15 protein-coding genes and 1 pseudogene are annotated in these 14494 nt (G+C 40.2%); 8 read left to right on the top strand and 8 right to left on the bottom strand.

Translation table 11 applies throughout. From position 1 onward, the window contains the following. A pseudogene (locus ACGLYD_RS02715) lies at window positions 1–533 on the bottom strand (amino acid permease); the annotation flags it as partial. 462 nt (window positions 534–995) lie between these two features. On the opposite strand from ACGLYD_RS02715, the gene ACGLYD_RS02710 reads away from it, so the two are divergent. Continuing rightward, a complete protein-coding gene (locus ACGLYD_RS02710) occupies window positions 996–1670 on the top strand; it encodes a DNA alkylation repair protein (protein ID WP_354313711.1) in 675 nt (224 codons plus the stop codon). A 127-nt stretch (window positions 1671–1797) separates the two neighbouring features. Here the strand turns inward: ACGLYD_RS02710 and ACGLYD_RS02705 are convergent, their stop codons facing one another. Continuing rightward, on the bottom strand, window positions 1798–1983 hold the full coding sequence (locus tag ACGLYD_RS02705; protein ID WP_338653252.1) for a gamma-type small acid-soluble spore protein: 186 nt from the start codon (window positions 1981–1983) through the stop codon (window positions 1798–1800). 347 nt (window positions 1984–2330) lie between these two features. Between ACGLYD_RS02705 and ACGLYD_RS02700 the strand changes: the two genes are divergently transcribed. Beyond that, window positions 2331–2654 carry a PadR family transcriptional regulator gene (locus tag ACGLYD_RS02700; RefSeq protein WP_340765795.1) on the top strand — a complete coding sequence of 108 codons (324 nt, stop codon included), beginning with the start codon at window positions 2331–2333 and terminating at the stop codon, window positions 2652–2654. Then, complete coding sequence (locus tag ACGLYD_RS02695) at window positions 2647–3675, top strand: DUF4097 family beta strand repeat-containing protein (protein ID WP_342537726.1); 1029 nt, start codon at window positions 2647–2649, stop codon at window positions 3673–3675. Before ACGLYD_RS02700 ends, ACGLYD_RS02695 begins: the two co-directional genes overlap by 8 nt. A gap of 857 nt (window positions 3676–4532) precedes the next feature. Here the strand turns inward: ACGLYD_RS02695 and ACGLYD_RS02690 are convergent. Further along, window positions 4533–5036 (bottom strand): DinB family protein, encoded by a 504-nt coding sequence (locus tag ACGLYD_RS02690; RefSeq protein ID WP_067206678.1) that lies wholly within the window; start codon window positions 5034–5036, stop codon window positions 4533–4535. Window positions 5037–5270: 234 nt separating this feature from the next. On the opposite strand from ACGLYD_RS02690, the gene ACGLYD_RS02685 reads away from it, so the two are divergent. Further along, entirely contained in the window at window positions 5271–6596 is a 1326-nt protein-coding gene (locus ACGLYD_RS02685; protein WP_399631201.1) for a M28 family peptidase, read from the top strand. A gap of 60 nt (window positions 6597–6656) precedes the next feature. After that, window positions 6657–7103 carry a YaiI/YqxD family protein gene (locus tag ACGLYD_RS02680; RefSeq protein ID WP_399631198.1) on the top strand — a complete coding sequence of 149 codons (447 nt, stop codon included), beginning with the start codon at window positions 6657–6659 and terminating at the stop codon, window positions 7101–7103. Window positions 7104–7386: 283 nt separating this feature from the next. On the opposite strand, the gene ACGLYD_RS02675 is transcribed toward ACGLYD_RS02680, so the two are convergent. Then, window positions 7387–7533, bottom strand: coding sequence for a hypothetical protein (locus tag ACGLYD_RS02675; RefSeq protein ID WP_399631197.1), 147 nt, complete (start codon window positions 7531–7533; stop codon window positions 7387–7389). A gap of 1122 nt (window positions 7534–8655) precedes the next feature. Between ACGLYD_RS02675 and ACGLYD_RS02670 the strand changes: the two genes are divergently transcribed. Further along, window positions 8656–9111, top strand: coding sequence for a GNAT family N-acetyltransferase (locus ACGLYD_RS02670; RefSeq protein WP_067206669.1), 456 nt, complete (start codon window positions 8656–8658; stop codon window positions 9109–9111). Window positions 9112–9468: 357 nt separating this feature from the next. On the opposite strand, the gene ACGLYD_RS02665 is transcribed toward ACGLYD_RS02670, so the two are convergent. Beyond that, complete coding sequence (locus ACGLYD_RS02665; protein WP_338653269.1) at window positions 9469–10473, bottom strand: LLM class flavin-dependent oxidoreductase; 1005 nt, start codon at window positions 10471–10473, stop codon at window positions 9469–9471. 132 nt (window positions 10474–10605) lie between these two features. Here ACGLYD_RS02665 and ACGLYD_RS02660 point away from each other — a divergent pair, with 132 nt between their 5' ends. Together ACGLYD_RS02660 and ACGLYD_RS02655 are read left to right on the top strand one after the other, a co-directional pair. Then, window positions 10606–11685: a type III polyketide synthase gene (locus ACGLYD_RS02660; protein ID WP_399631195.1), complete on the top strand. Its 1080-nt coding sequence runs from the start codon at window positions 10606–10608 to the stop codon at window positions 11683–11685. 12 nt (window positions 11686–11697) lie between these two features. After that, window positions 11698–12228, top strand: a complete 531-nt coding sequence (locus ACGLYD_RS02655) for an isoprenylcysteine carboxyl methyltransferase family protein (RefSeq protein ID WP_187046968.1) — start codon at window positions 11698–11700, stop codon at window positions 12226–12228. 537 nt (window positions 12229–12765) lie between these two features. On the opposite strand, the gene ACGLYD_RS02650 is transcribed toward ACGLYD_RS02655, so the two are convergent. From ACGLYD_RS02650 to ACGLYD_RS02640, 3 genes are all read right to left on the bottom strand, one after another. Next, window positions 12766–13020 carry a GlsB/YeaQ/YmgE family stress response membrane protein gene (locus tag ACGLYD_RS02650; RefSeq protein WP_067206657.1) on the bottom strand — a complete coding sequence of 85 codons (255 nt, stop codon included), beginning with the start codon at window positions 13018–13020 and terminating at the stop codon, window positions 12766–12768. A 331-nt stretch (window positions 13021–13351) separates the two neighbouring features. Next, window positions 13352–13762 (bottom strand): NUDIX hydrolase, encoded by a 411-nt coding sequence (locus ACGLYD_RS02645; RefSeq protein WP_399631191.1) that lies wholly within the window; start codon window positions 13760–13762, stop codon window positions 13352–13354. Between the two features lie 47 nt (window positions 13763–13809). Continuing rightward, the gene (locus tag ACGLYD_RS02640; RefSeq protein ID WP_399631188.1) at window positions 13810–14175 is read right to left on the bottom strand and encodes a hypothetical protein; all 366 of its coding nucleotides are present in this window, start codon (window positions 14173–14175) and stop codon (window positions 13810–13812) included. Between the last annotated feature and the right edge of the window lie 319 nt (window positions 14176–14494).

Here is a 14494-nt window from a genome sequence, read left to right as displayed (position 1 = left end):
AGATTGAGGAATTCCGACCTTTAGATTGCCCTCAATTATCCCTGTCAGCGCTAAAATGGCAATCACAATAAACATAAAAATAGCGGCGATTTTCATTACAGCGTATACATTTTCTAATTTCCCCAAACGGCATAGATCGATATAAATATCCATAACTAAACGTTAGGAAACCAAAATCTAGACAAGATTGAAATCGCCTTAAGCTGACTGCCAATGATTAATATTTCCGAACACCATTAAACCCAACCACTACTAAAACCGGCACAACGTCCATATGCATTTTTGGCATAGGTACGGAATGACTCTTGCTGCGGATCCTTTGCAGACATTTTCGCTAGTATTTCAAACACGATAAATGTTGCACTTGCAGCCCTGATAACAGAAGGACCTGTCATTTTAATCGCAATACTTGATGCCTGGAAAAAACATGTACCAATAATGCGACCTACTCCGATAAGGGATAATTGCCACCAAGCAAAATTTGCTGTTTCATTCTTGCCGCCCGACGTCCCCCCATTTCTACACCTCCACATAAAGATAGACTTCCACAAATCAGCGGATTTATTTGTTAACGAAATGATAAAAAAATTCTATTAATACAATAGATTCAACTTATTAAAATTATTAGCTTCCCTTAATTTAACACAAGAAAGCATCACTACCACAACAGCTCCGTGATGCGAATGTTACTCGCTTCACAGGACTATTTTCTATATTGAGCACTTTGTTATTTCATTCCGATTAAATTATTTATTCAAGAAATACCCCTCAATATCATCTATATACTCGGCACTTAACAATTGGAAAGGAAGTGAGTTTTTTGGGCTTATTACTAGGAATCAATTTCCAATATCGCTACGTCGCTAGATTCATGTGTCGTACAAATAGATTATTGCAGTTTCTATTGAATTCTAAATTAATAGTGCCAAGTATATAGCATTAAGTTATTCTTTTTGATACGCTTTTCTTAATCACACCGTCAGGAGGTAATTTCATTGAAAACAGTATGGAATCATCAAGGAATTATTGAACTATTTGAAGCCAATCGCAATGAAGAACTAGCTGGACCGATGACGGCCTATCTGAAAAATCATTTCCCTTTCCTCGGTATCAAAAGTCCTAGACGTAAGGAATTATTGAAAGAGCACTTCGCCGAATATACGTTGCCTGGACCTGAGCAGCTGTTTGAAGAAGTGTGGAAACTTTATGAACTGCCGAAGCGGGAGTACCAATATGCAGCAATTGCGCTGATTGAGAAAATGAAAAAGCATTTAACGACAGATGATTTTCCTGCTTTACTTCAATTAATTGAAACGAAATCATGGTGGGATAGCGTGGATTCAATTGCGCCTCACTTTGTAGGTCACATTGTAAAACTTGATCGCGATTATGGTGAAAAAATCATGTTGGAGTGGTCTCTTTCGGACAATATGTGGACAAACCGTTCAGCAATTCTTCATCAATTAAAATTCAAACAACAGACAGATACCGAGCTATTATTCCAGATTATCAAACAGCATTCAGATTCTAAGGAGTTTTTCATCCAAAAAGCGATTGGTTGGGCATTGCGAGAATATGCAAAGACGGATCCAGATCTTGTGAAAGTATTTGTGGAGGATCATCCATTAAAGCCGCTTAGTAAGCGGGAGGCGTTGAAGCATTTTAAGTGACTTCGCTCTTGTCAGTGTAAGTAAACCATCAAAACAAGAAAATCTCCCCTTAAGTTGAAGTTATTTCATCTAAAAAAATGCCAAGTATCCACACCATTAAAAACGGTTCGGTTACCTGGCATCTTTTTTATAGATTTTTCTTTTTTACCTCTTCCATATTAGTATCACTATAAATTGCGGTTCCAGTTCCACCCGTTTTGGCAAGTATTTCTTTCACCTCATTATACGTTAGACCAGATTCTTCATTTTGTCGTTTAACCTCCATAATGTCCGTACCCGCTTCTGTAAATTTCTTTTGACTATTACTTTTCATTTGAGAACCTCCAATTATTTTGTCCCCTTATAGTTCCCCAATGAAAGATTTTCACGCAGGCTCTTCCTGCCAACTATAAAACATTGTCAAATGCCAGGAATATCACCGTTACTTGCCTTCCTCATAAATGCTCGCAATTTTTCCAATTGAGGCAATTCGGATTTACACATTAGTTTGGCTAACACTCAAAATTATATGCGGAAATTGTGTGGGTATGAAAAGTACTTGTATAAATGACAAAACCAGTACCTTGCAATGAATAATACTATATGATATATTGTTGTCAACAAGTACTTTGTATGAGATAGTACTGTCCATTGAACTATAGTGAAAGGAGTGTAAGCGAAGTGAATGTACAATTCAAAAAAGGTGTGCTGAATTTATGCGTGCTTGTTCTTCTTGATAAGCAAGATCGCTATGGCTATGAGCTTGTGCAAAAGATTTCCGATCAAATTGCAATTTCCGAAGGATCTGTTTATCCCCTGTTGCGTCGTTTAACAAAAGAAGGTTATTTCACGACCTATTTGCAGGAATCAACGGAAGGCCCTCCCCGTAAGTATTACACATTGACGGATGCTGGCCGAGAATATCTTCATGAACAGTTAAGCGAATGGAAAAGTTTCACGGATGGCGTGAATACATTAATCGAGGAGGGTGTAAGGAATGACTGAAAACCAATTTATAGTTGAACTTGAAACTGCATTGAACCAACTGCCTGCTGAGGAACGGAATGAAATTATTCAAGATATCCAAGAATACTTCACGAATGGCCGTGAGGATGGAAAATCAGAAAACGACATCGCCACCTCCCTAGGCTCTCCTAGGAAAATTGCTGAAGAATTACTTGAGTCGTCTTCATTTGTGGAAAATAAGGCGGAAATCGTGTCAACGAATGAAATCATTACAATCCAAGATAACCTGTTTTTGAATGTCGATATCAACGTCCAGCATGGCGCACTATTTGTCAGTCCATCTGACAGTTCGATGACGACCGTTGAATTGATTGGTTCTAATGAAAAATTGAAACTAACTGCGGAAGTCGTTGGCGATACATTGTTCATCAGGCTTAAAAGTTTACGCCACTGGTTACTCATGTTCAATTTCAATATGAAAGCGGTGACCCTTAACGTGATTATTCCAATGAAGCTGTATCAATCGATTGCGATGAAGACAGATAATGGACGGATTTCTGCTGAGAAAATACTCTGCAAAAAAGTCAGTGTAAATACCGACAATGGAAAAATCCAATTAAAAGAGATTGCTGCCACTTCGTTGACAGCTGAAACGGATAATGGACGAATTGAAATCGATAAGGTGCAGATCGATCATTTACGAGCGAAAACGGATAACGGGCGAATTGAAATGCGTCATGTCGATGCGGACAGCATTGCAGCTGAGTCTGATAATGGTAGAATCGAGCTCGAACATGTCACGGGTTCCATTGTTGGCAGTACTGATAATGGCCGTATTACACTTCAGACGGACAGCCTTGATCGAAATATTGATTTTCAAACTGATAACGGAAGCATTGTTATTCAATCAACTAGCAAGCCAACAAATGTCTCCATTCATACGAAAACGGGCCATGGTAAAGTCGATGTATTTGGCGAACGCAATTCACGGACGGTCATCGGCACTGGTGAACATACGATTCGTTTGAAGTCGGATAATGGACGGATTACGGTCGGGTGACCATGGATATGATTGGTTGGTGATGGTTTATATTCGCTCGGTGAACGGATATGCTCGGGAGCAATGGGATATGATCCTTTAGCTTACGGATTTGCTCGGGGGTAATGGTATATGATCGTTTTGCTTACGGATATGCTCGGGAGCAATGGGATATGATCCTTTAGCTTACGGATTTGCTCGGGGGCAATGGGATATGATCGTTTTGCTTACGGATTTGCTCGGGTGTAATGGTAAATGATCGTTTTGCTTACGGATTTGCTCAGGGGCAATGGGATATGATCCTTTAGCTTACGGATATGCTCGGGAGCAATGGCATATGATCGTTTTGCTTACGGATTTGCTCGGGAGTAATGGTATATGATCGTTTTGCTTACGGATATGCTCGGGAGTAATGGTATATGATCGTTTTGCTTACGGATATGCTCGGGAGGTAATGGCATATGATCGTTTTGCTTACGGATATGCTCGGGAGTAATGGCATATGATCGTTTTGCTTACGGATATGCTCGGGAGCAATGGTATATGATCGCTTTGCTTACGGATATGCTCGGGAGCAATGGCATATGATCGTTTTGCTTACGGATTTGCTCGGGAGGTAATGGCATATGATCGTTTTGCTTACGGATTTGCTCGGGAGTAATGGTATATGATCGTTTTGCTTACGGATATGCTCGGGAGCAATGGCATATGATCGTTTTGCTTACGGATATGCTCGAGAGCAATGGCATATGATCGTTTTGCTTACGGATATGCTCGGTCTACAACCCTATATGCTCGTTTTCCATGTTAACTAGTTAATCTCAAATAAAAAAAGCTGAGGACACCGATTTCCAGGTGTCCTCAGCTTTTTCATGTCTTTACACGACCGGTGCTTCTCCACCAAATGCTGCCCACTCTTCGCGGGATGGTCCATAGACGCCCGGTACAGGCAAGCCGGCTTGTCTCATAAGTACGGTCATTTGACCGCGGTGATGCGTTTGGTGCGCTGTTAATATACCAAGCACAGTTCCGATCGCCCATTGCTCCCCATACATCTCTTTTAATTCAGCTAACGATTCATCAGTCCACTGTTCTTTGATTGCCGCAACCATTGCTTCATTTGTTGAACGGTAAGCCCCAGCAATTTCAACAGCCGATGTTGGTACAGCTGCATCGTGAGGATTTGCTTCGAAATCAAGGCCTGTCCGTGACATCATCTCGCCAAGCGTTGTAACGATATGCCATGCGATTCGGCCAAGGGTACGGTCTTCGGCTGACACTTCTTGATCAAGAGATTTATCAGTTAATGTGTTTAGGATTTTCTGTGTCGATTCACTTTCATGGCCCCAGTTAATAAGAAACTCTTCGATTGTTTTAAACATATATATCCCTCCAAATTTTTCTTTACTCTATAAACCTTTTCGTCACCTGTCGTAATTTCCCCTTCATTATCATAAAAATAGAGGACATGGGCATTCTCCTGCTATTTATAGAACTCGCCGTTTCACTTCCTCTAGTAGCGTTGCTTGCCTGGCTTTGTGAATCCATCCCTGTCACGATTTTAATGTAACTGTATCGTCATGGTATAATTTCCATAATTAGAATGGAGGAATCTTATGACCCGTAAAAAAATGCTGTTCCCATTCCTATTACTAATTTCTATCCTAATGACAGCTTGTTCAGCTAGTTCATCTGGCGTGGAAGGTCCTGAATTTGATAAAGCACAAACTGAATTTATCCAGGAATTAAGTGTTGAAAATATTTTTTCTTCATTAAGTGAATTAACGAAAAACCCCCGAGTAGCTGGCACAAGTTCGGAAATGCAGGCAGCTGCTTTTTTGACTGCTCAATTGAAGTCGGAAGGATATGAAGTCGAAGTTCAACCATTTGATTTCGAAAGGTACGTCATACCAGAGTCGCATGGCCTAGTTGTCGAAGACTTTCCGGGCCCACTCTCTCCTGCCCCATTTCAATATTCAGTTGACGGTAATGTCGACGGTCAATTGATCGATGCAGGATATGGCTTGAAAAAGGATTACAAAAAAATTGATGTAAAAGGAAAAATTGCGCTTGTCGCTGTTGATAAAACTGCTTTTTATGAACTGGTTTTATTCGCTTCAGAGGCAGGTGCTAAGGCTATTCTTCTCTATTTCCCTGATGAACTGGAAATTGATAACTGGACGCTTGGTAGAGAGCATTTTAAAGACTTCATCCCCGCTCTAGCTCTTACTTATGATGAAGGGACCAAGCTTGTTGAATTTGTGAAAAATGGTCCCCCCGTCAGTGCGGCTGTTAAAATTAAAGGAGCCCGTATTGACAAGGCTGCATCACAAAATTTGATTGCCACTAAGCATCCCACTTCCGAAGCGGATGATGACATCATACTAATTGGTGCCCATTATGATTCCGTCGACAAAGCACCCGGTGCGAGTGACAATGCAAGCGGTACAGGAGTTGTCCTTGAACTGGCAAGGATGTTCAAAACGGTTCCAACAAATAAAGAAATTCGATTCCTATTTTTTGGTGCCGAAGAAGAAGGATTACACGGTTCAGAAAAGTATGTAAGTACTTTGACGAAAGATGAAATCAAGCGCTCTGCCGCCATGTTCAACTTGGATATGGTTGGCAGTGCCGACGCTGGAGATTTAGCCATACAAACGATAGATGGTTCAGACAATGTAGTTACAAAAGCCGCAAGTAAAGCGAACGAAGCACTAAATGGTGACCCAATCGAGACCGACTTCGGTGATAGAAGCGATCACACACCTTTTCATAATGCAGGAATCGACGCAGCGTTGTTCATTTATGATCCAGTGGAAGAGTGGTATCATACGCCAGAGGACACAATTGAAAAGTTAAGTAAGGCCCGTCTTGTTAACGTCGCCAAAATTGTTGGTACATCGATTTTTGAACTAACCTTTTCAGGTACAACCAAAGAATAATACAAAACGAGTTCTTTATTCATAAAATCTGGCATACTAAAGATAAAGGGAGGCTGCTTTATGACGACAATTCTAATCGACGCGGATGCGTGTCCGGTTGTGAAAGAAACGATCCGAATAGCGGGGACCTTCGGATTTCGCTGCATCCTTATCTGCGATACGACCCACGAAATGCATCGAGATGGTGCAGAGACTATTATCGTCTCTAAGGGGGCGGATGCAGTTGATTTTGTTCTTGTAAATCGTGTACAGAAAGATGATATTGTCGTTACACAAGATTATGGTTTGGCCGCGATGGTGCTTGCAAAAAAAGGGCATCCAATTGACCAAAATGGGCGACTCTATACGGAAGACAATATTGACCAGCTGTTATATGCTCGCCATACCGCCCAGAAAGTTCGAATGGCTGGCGGACGATTACGCGGCCCAAAAAAGCGTTCAAAAGAGAGTGATTTGAAGTTCGAAGAGAGTTTAAAGAAGTTGTGTGCGGAACTTGTAGAGAAGTAAGAAAAAACCTGTAAGCATCTTATGAAAAATAGAAAGAGAGCCCAAACCATAATCGGTTGGGCTCTTTTTTGTCAGCATCGTTATTTTTTGTCCCTTATTTCTTCAAAAGATCTATTACTCGATTGTTTTGCGTTTCAATGGACTTTAAACTTTTCTCAATTGTGTTTGAAGAAAAAAACACAATCAGTACAATATTCACTCCAATAATCAATTCCAATGCTTTTCCCCTATAAAGTAGCTCTTTTCATTATGAATATTTTCTAGTTTAAAGCATCGTCGCATTCTATACCTTTTTCCTCAATTCATCACGTATTTCTTTCAGGTATTCATTCCTTTGTTTCGCGGACTTTATAATAGCAACAACTGCATAAATACCAAATCCTAGAATACCTAAATACAGTAAGAAAGGTATAATTCCTAAAATAGACAATAAACTAACCCCCTTTATTAATCGTATCTCCCTCCACTCTACCACAATTATCCATAACGGTAAGACGTATATATGCAATATGTTTTCATTTTCGCCTTGATAAGAGCAATAGTATATAGTCGGTGCTTAACAAATAGAATGTTCTTCCAACACCGCCTTGTTCGTTATACGGGCGAGGTATATCACCCATTTAACCCCAAATAAGTAGTGCCAAATACACATGTGTTGATTAACCAAAAACAACCAGTAAATAACTGAATCCAACACTAGGCGATTCGTGTGCAATTACTTTTGGGTCGCTTTAGATTGAACGACCTCTATAGGATTACCGAGATGTCTTGAAGTGTAGGAATGGTGCTTATTCATCCGTCGCTCTCCAAATGTATACGTACACAAAGTGCTAAAACTTTTCGGAACGAAAGAATAGCGGAACTTTTTATCTGGATAATAGCCGCCAAAGATACAATTTTGACGGCTGAAGTCTTCTCCATAGTCTTGTCTTTTTTAGTTAAGGAAGAGTCACTTTCTTATAGTACATCGCATGATAAGACGCGTAATCTTTACTAAAAGTAAGCAAGGAACACCTTGTACAAAGTACTTGAGTGCCCGAAATTGTATCTTCGGACACTTACAACCTTTATAAAAAGTCATCTATTCTTTTTTTAAAAAACAGCTATATTTTTTACTTGAACGTTGTAGGAATGCGACAGGCAACTATTCGTAACGGGATGACCGAAACAAGTGTGGCTAGGAATGACGAAGTCATTTCTAGCCACACTTGCCACTCGGTAAAGAGGTCATGAATAGTTCGCCGAAAGCGGACCGGAAATGATCCAGTGAAAATAGAGTTTTTCAAGTCTTTCTTACCTGCTCTTTATGCAAGGTAATGGTTAATCAACAGACGTGTGCTGAATATAAAGTAGAAGAAAAAAGATTTTTATGATAATTAATATGATATAATCAAAATGCTCACAAATTATCTGATAATTAGTAGGGAGAAATAGTAAGAGGAGGCGTTCATTATGACAAACAAAATCACTTTTATTACTGACGACTACAAGGGGATAGCGACTAATTAACAAATTGGTTTAGTGTTTCCCCGAATTTTGAAAGGGGAAAATTATGAGTACAGAGAATGTGAAAATTGTAGAACTAAATGCAGAAAACTGGTATGACTGTTGTGAATTAGAGGTATCAAAAGAACAACAAGAATATATTGAGCCAAATGCAATATCAATAGCTCAATCAAAGTTTGAACTTACGTTAAAGCCATATGCTATTTATGCTGAAGAAAGAGTAGTTGGTTTTTTGATGTACAATTCTGTTCAAGAGGAACTTGATGGTTATTGGGTATATAGAATAATGGTGGATAAGCAATTCCAAGGCAAAGGTATAGGTAAAGCCGCTACTAAACTAATGATATCAGAAATGGCTATATCGCTAAATGCAATAAAAATTGTAGTAGGTTATCATCCAAATAACTTGGGAGCTCATAATTTGTACTCTAGTTTGGGATTTATTGATGATGGTGATAGGTTCGGTAAAGAAATGGCAGTTATCAAATATATAATCAATTAATAAACCAATAAGTATCTTAAATTCCGTCCTAATCGATGATTCAATTGAAGATAGAAAGAGCATGTTTTGAATAATCCCTTTCAAAACATGCTCTTTCTTTTTTAAAAATTTTAAATTTCTTTCCTTACTTTTATCAAATCAGTTTTACTATTCTTGTCAGATCTACCGGGCTATTTTATACAGTTCCTTAGATTTCAAAAAAACAAAATAAGAGCACCGCCAAAAGGCAGTGCTGGTATCTTAAATTGAAATACATTGCTTTCCCTGAATGAAATCCAGCAGCCTATCGACAAGCTTTTTTCATCGTTCTGTCATCTTTTGTACAAGTTATGCGTACGTTGAAGGGTAGACAATCGTTCAGACTAACATTTCCTTAGCAATCAATTCATAGGATTTCAGCTTATCTTGGAAATCGTAAGCAATCATGACAAGCATCACTTCATCCGCATTATATTCTTCTGCAATTTTTTCAATCTCAGCACGGACCTTTTTTGGCGTACCGACAATCATCCGTTTGCGATTTTCGATAACCCGTTGCTGTTCATAATGACTATATGGATAAGTAAGCGCTTTGTCGGGTGAAGGAGTTCCAACTGAGGGCATTCCCTGTTCAAGCATGACCATGGACAAATCAAGTGAAGAGATAATTCGCTCCGCTTCTTCTTCCGTTTCTGCACAGGCGAAGAAGACAGCAACTGCCTGCTTTGGCCTTTGCAAATATGCAGAAGGTTGGAATCTTTTGCGATAGTGATTCGCGTAAGAAGGGCCTCCTTCTCCGTTGATGAACTGTGCAAACATATACGGTAACCCTTTTTCTGCTGCGAGAAGTGCGGAACTTTGGCTTGATCCCAACATCCAAACTGGTGGTGCTTCTTCAATGATGGGCGTTGCTTTCAAGCCTTGATATATGTGCTCTGCTGGCATTGTGTCATTCAAATACATGAGCAAGTCATCCACTTGTCCAGGGAATTTATTGACATCTCGGTAGTTCCCGTCATGCAGTGCATATGTCGCACGCGGCATTCCACCCGGTGCGCGGCCAACCCCAGCATCAATCCGTCCTGGAAAAAGTGCTTCAAGAAGTTTGAAGTTCTCAGCTACTTTATAAGCCGAGTAATGAGGCAACATTACACCACCTGACCCTAAACGGATTGAAGACGTAACAGATGCAAGATGGGAAATGAGTATTTCAGGTGATGACCCAGCAAGCGTCGTTGCGTCATGGTGTTCAGAAACCCAGAACCTTGTATAACCCCATTCCTCAGCTTTTTTTGCAAGTTGTGCTGTGTGTTTTAGCGATTCCACGGCGTTACTGCCTTCGGAAATCGGCGATTGGTCTAAAATGCTTAATTTTATGGACATAAAAGCCCCCCTATTATCATTCCCTCCATTTTACATGAAGTTCCCTATTTACATGGTGGGCATGCTCAATATCAATGTTTGATAAAGTCATATTAAGGCAATGAGTACTATTAATGAAGCTGGAGGTAGCCTATGCCAAAAATTCTTTCTGTCAGTACTTTTAAACCGCCTCATGAAGTGAAACAGCAACAAGCAGTTGAGTTAACCCGATCACTTTTTAGTAAGAAATATAATGATATTGAAAGGCTTTTAAAAGTCTTTCAAAATGGCGACATCGAAACGCGGAATGTCTGTATGCCCATTGAATGGTATGGAAAAGAGCATGACTTTGAAGAGCGCAATAATTTATACATTCAACATACTGTCGATTTCGGTGTACAAGCTGTGCTGTCATGTCTCAAAGGGGATGGCATGCTTGATGAACCGATTGAACCGTCAATGATTGACGCCATTTACTTCATCTCAAGCAGTGGGATTTCAACACCAAGCATTGAAGCACGTATTATGAATCGGCTTCCTTTTCGGGATGATACAAAACGTGTTCCTATTTGGGGGCTTGGTTGTGCTGGAGGGGCCGCTGGAATCAGCAGGGCGTATGAGTATTGCCTTGCCTTTCCGGAAGCAAATGTCCTTGTACTCTCTGCTGAATTATGCAGTTTGACGTTTCAGAAAGACGATTATTCAAAAAGTAATCTAGTAGGTGTCTCACTATTTTCTGATGGGATTGCTTGCGCATTGGTTTCTGGGGATAAATCTTCGGTGAAGGTCAAAAAAGTGATGCCCAAGGTTATTGCAACCACGTCAAAACTGATGCCCGATTCTGAAAATGTTATGGGCTGGGATGTGAAAAACACTGGACTGTATGTTGTTTTCTCAAAAAGCATTCCAGCTATCATAACAAATTGGCTCGGACCTTTCGTCCATGAATTCCTCGGTGATCATGGGCTAACAAAAGACGATATCTCACACTTCGTCGCACATCCTGGTGGAAAAAAAATACTTGAAGCATATGAAACAGCCCTAGGATTTGATCAAAACAAAACGGATATTTCGCGTGATGTATTGCGTCACAATGGGAATATGTCGTCCCCTACTATCCTTTACGTGTTAGAGAAGTTCATGGAAAGTGAACCTGCTGCCGGTGAGTATGGACTAATGGCTGCACTCGGCCCTGGATTTTGTGGTGAACTGCTGTTATTGAAATGGGAATGAGGTGTTTTGCAGATGCTATTTGCCATTGTCATTTCAATCGTTATCTTACAGCGGCTTGTTGAACTTGTTGTTGCGAAACGCAATGAGCAATGGATGCGCAGCCAAGGGGCTTTCGAAGCGGGTGCCGCCCACTACCCCATTATGGTTGCCATGCATATAGCCTTTTTCATTTCCCTTCTTGCAGAAGTCATTCTGCTCGACAAGTCACTGTCATCAATATGGATTATACTTCTCGTCATTTTTCTAACGGCGCAAGTAGCACGGATCTGGTGCCTTACTTCGCTCGGGAAGTTCTGGAATACAAAAATCATCATCTTACCAGGTGCAGACGTTGTACAGAAAGGCCCGTATAAGTGGGTGCGCCATCCGAATTATGTAATTGTGACGACTGAGCTCTTGGTGCTTCCCCTCATGTTTGGTGCTTATTTAACAGCAATCATTTTCACATTGCTGAATGTTTGGATGTTATCCGTGCGGATTCCCGCAGAAGAGAAAGCATTGAAGGATGCGACGAATTATAGAGAGAAGTTTTCGCTGGACTAATATATTCGGCACTACCTATTAGAATTAACTAGGCGGTATACCTCACCCGTATAACGAACAATTCTAGCAAAGAAGCGACACTAATGAAAGGCAGACCAATATCGCCGCATCCTGCAGGCACCTGAGCAATATAGACCAAGGAGGGATGCAGTTCATCCCTTTCTGACGGGCTTATTGCGTGAGGCCATCACCAAGCGACAAAGCGGTGTTGGAAGTACACTCTAATTGTTAAGTGTCGACTATATAATTAACGAATACATTCGATACCTACTTTTCTAAAGAACAAAAGCGCAAGTGCCTGTTCAGGGGCGACAGGCATAAGACGGGCTGGCGAAGCGGCGTTCTTTGCCGCACAACCGGACCGACTTATGACCCGAGCCTCTAGGCGCTGGAGTCTGGACGTAAAATCTCTATGTTGCAGCTTATCCACAGTACGTGATCTTATGATTTTCTAAGCTACGATTAAAAAACGCTGAGCTTAACTAGTCAGCGTTTTCTTATTTCCTAGCTATCAAACAACTTTCAATCATGAAGAGATTAATATCTCCTACGCATGGATTTCATAACGAAACTAACAACAATCACTATGATAAGTGCTCCGACAATGGCAGGAACAATGTAAAAATCAGCTAATTTCGGACCCCAATTCCCTAGCAACCTACTTCCAATCCATGCACCAATGATACCAGCAATCACATTTCCTACGAGTCCACCCGGCATATCTTTACCTGCGACTAACCCTGCAAACCAACCGATGATTCCCCCAATAATTAAATATAATAACAGTCCCATACATTACATCCCCTTGTTATTTATTTTTAGTATATGAATTAATTATGATAACGGTAAAAATCCATTTTTTTAATCAACTAGAATGTTTATAAAGCCTATAGAATACTTAGAAATTGCCCTGAATAATTGAAGAGACAAATGACATGTCGTTACTCCTCCCCATATTCATCAGTTCCTTTTCCTTACTCCAATGAAAAAGTTCAAATTTCGTATTCTCTATAAACTAATACGCTTAATAATTCTTGAATATACCTTTTCTCCATAACTCTTGCCACTCCATTTCACCATCGACTAATCCCATATTCTATTCTATCTTCTAGCATCCCTCCCATTACACTTGAATTGTATAAGCCGAAGATGATTTAAGCATTCTTTCTACTCCGCCAGGATGATAAGGCATAAAGCCATTCGCTGTCGGCAAATCTACCCACTTTATTTCTAAAATTTCTTCTTCGTCTTGAATCGAGCATTCCCCGGATACGATCGTTGCTTTAAATGTTAGAAATAAAGCGTGATGCCCTTTTGCATTAAAAAATGCTTCATTCACCGCCACGATACGGTCAACTTCAATTGTCAAACCTGTTTCTTCTTGGGCTTCACGAATAATTGCCAGCTCTAACGTTTCCCCATCTTCAACGTCACCGCCGGGAAGAGACCAGCCGCTACCTTTGTTATTGACCATCAGTACTTTTTTCTCGTCTTCTTTATAAATAAGTGCATAGACAACATTTACTCTTTTCATTTCTGACTTCCCCCCAATGTCCATTAACTACAACAAAATACCCAAAACTACCCTTCATACATGCCTAGATAGGGTATCTCCTTACCGTCTACTACTGCAATATATGCGGGCGTATCCGTTTTATATATCTTTGTTCCAACAGGTAATTTATTAGATGTACCACTTTTAAAGTTCCATGCTTTGTCCGTCTTTTTTGTTATTTCTCCCACTTGCTCACCCAATTCATAGGATAATTCTTTTAGCCATTCTAGATCTCGAGCCTTCGAGTAGACGATACTATCTAAAACAAAAATATCCGCATCACTACTTCCAAGAAAATCTTTCGGCGTGGGATTTCCTTTATAAGCTTCTTGACAGCCTGATACTACCAATAGAAGGAAAGTTATAAAGAGTACTAATCGACCGATTTTCATGAATATAACTGCCCCCCTTATTCAAAAGTCTTATAAGTCAACATGCAAAAAGCGAGTGATATGACAGGCAGAAAACCGTAAACAGGCCCAAGTGTAAATGAAACCCCGCCATTAACATAGCGACTAGTCCGAAGCGGTTTCGTATTGATATTCTATCTAAATACGCTTTATCAGCCTCTGAAATACCTTCATCGTCTTATGAAAATCTGTTTATAAACTCCATGCATTTTTTTATAAAGCCTCATAATTCATATGCCCTAAAATACAACATAACCTCCTATATTCGCCACAATATGGAACAACCCTACTACTTATACGT

The organism is Sporosarcina sp. SG10008, from assembly GCF_044569405.1.
Classification (GTDB): domain Bacteria; phylum Bacillota; class Bacilli; order Bacillales_A; family Planococcaceae; genus Sporosarcina; species Sporosarcina psychrophila.
Note: the sequence above shows the minus strand (reverse complement) of the source record. Positions and strands in the feature narration are given on the sequence as shown.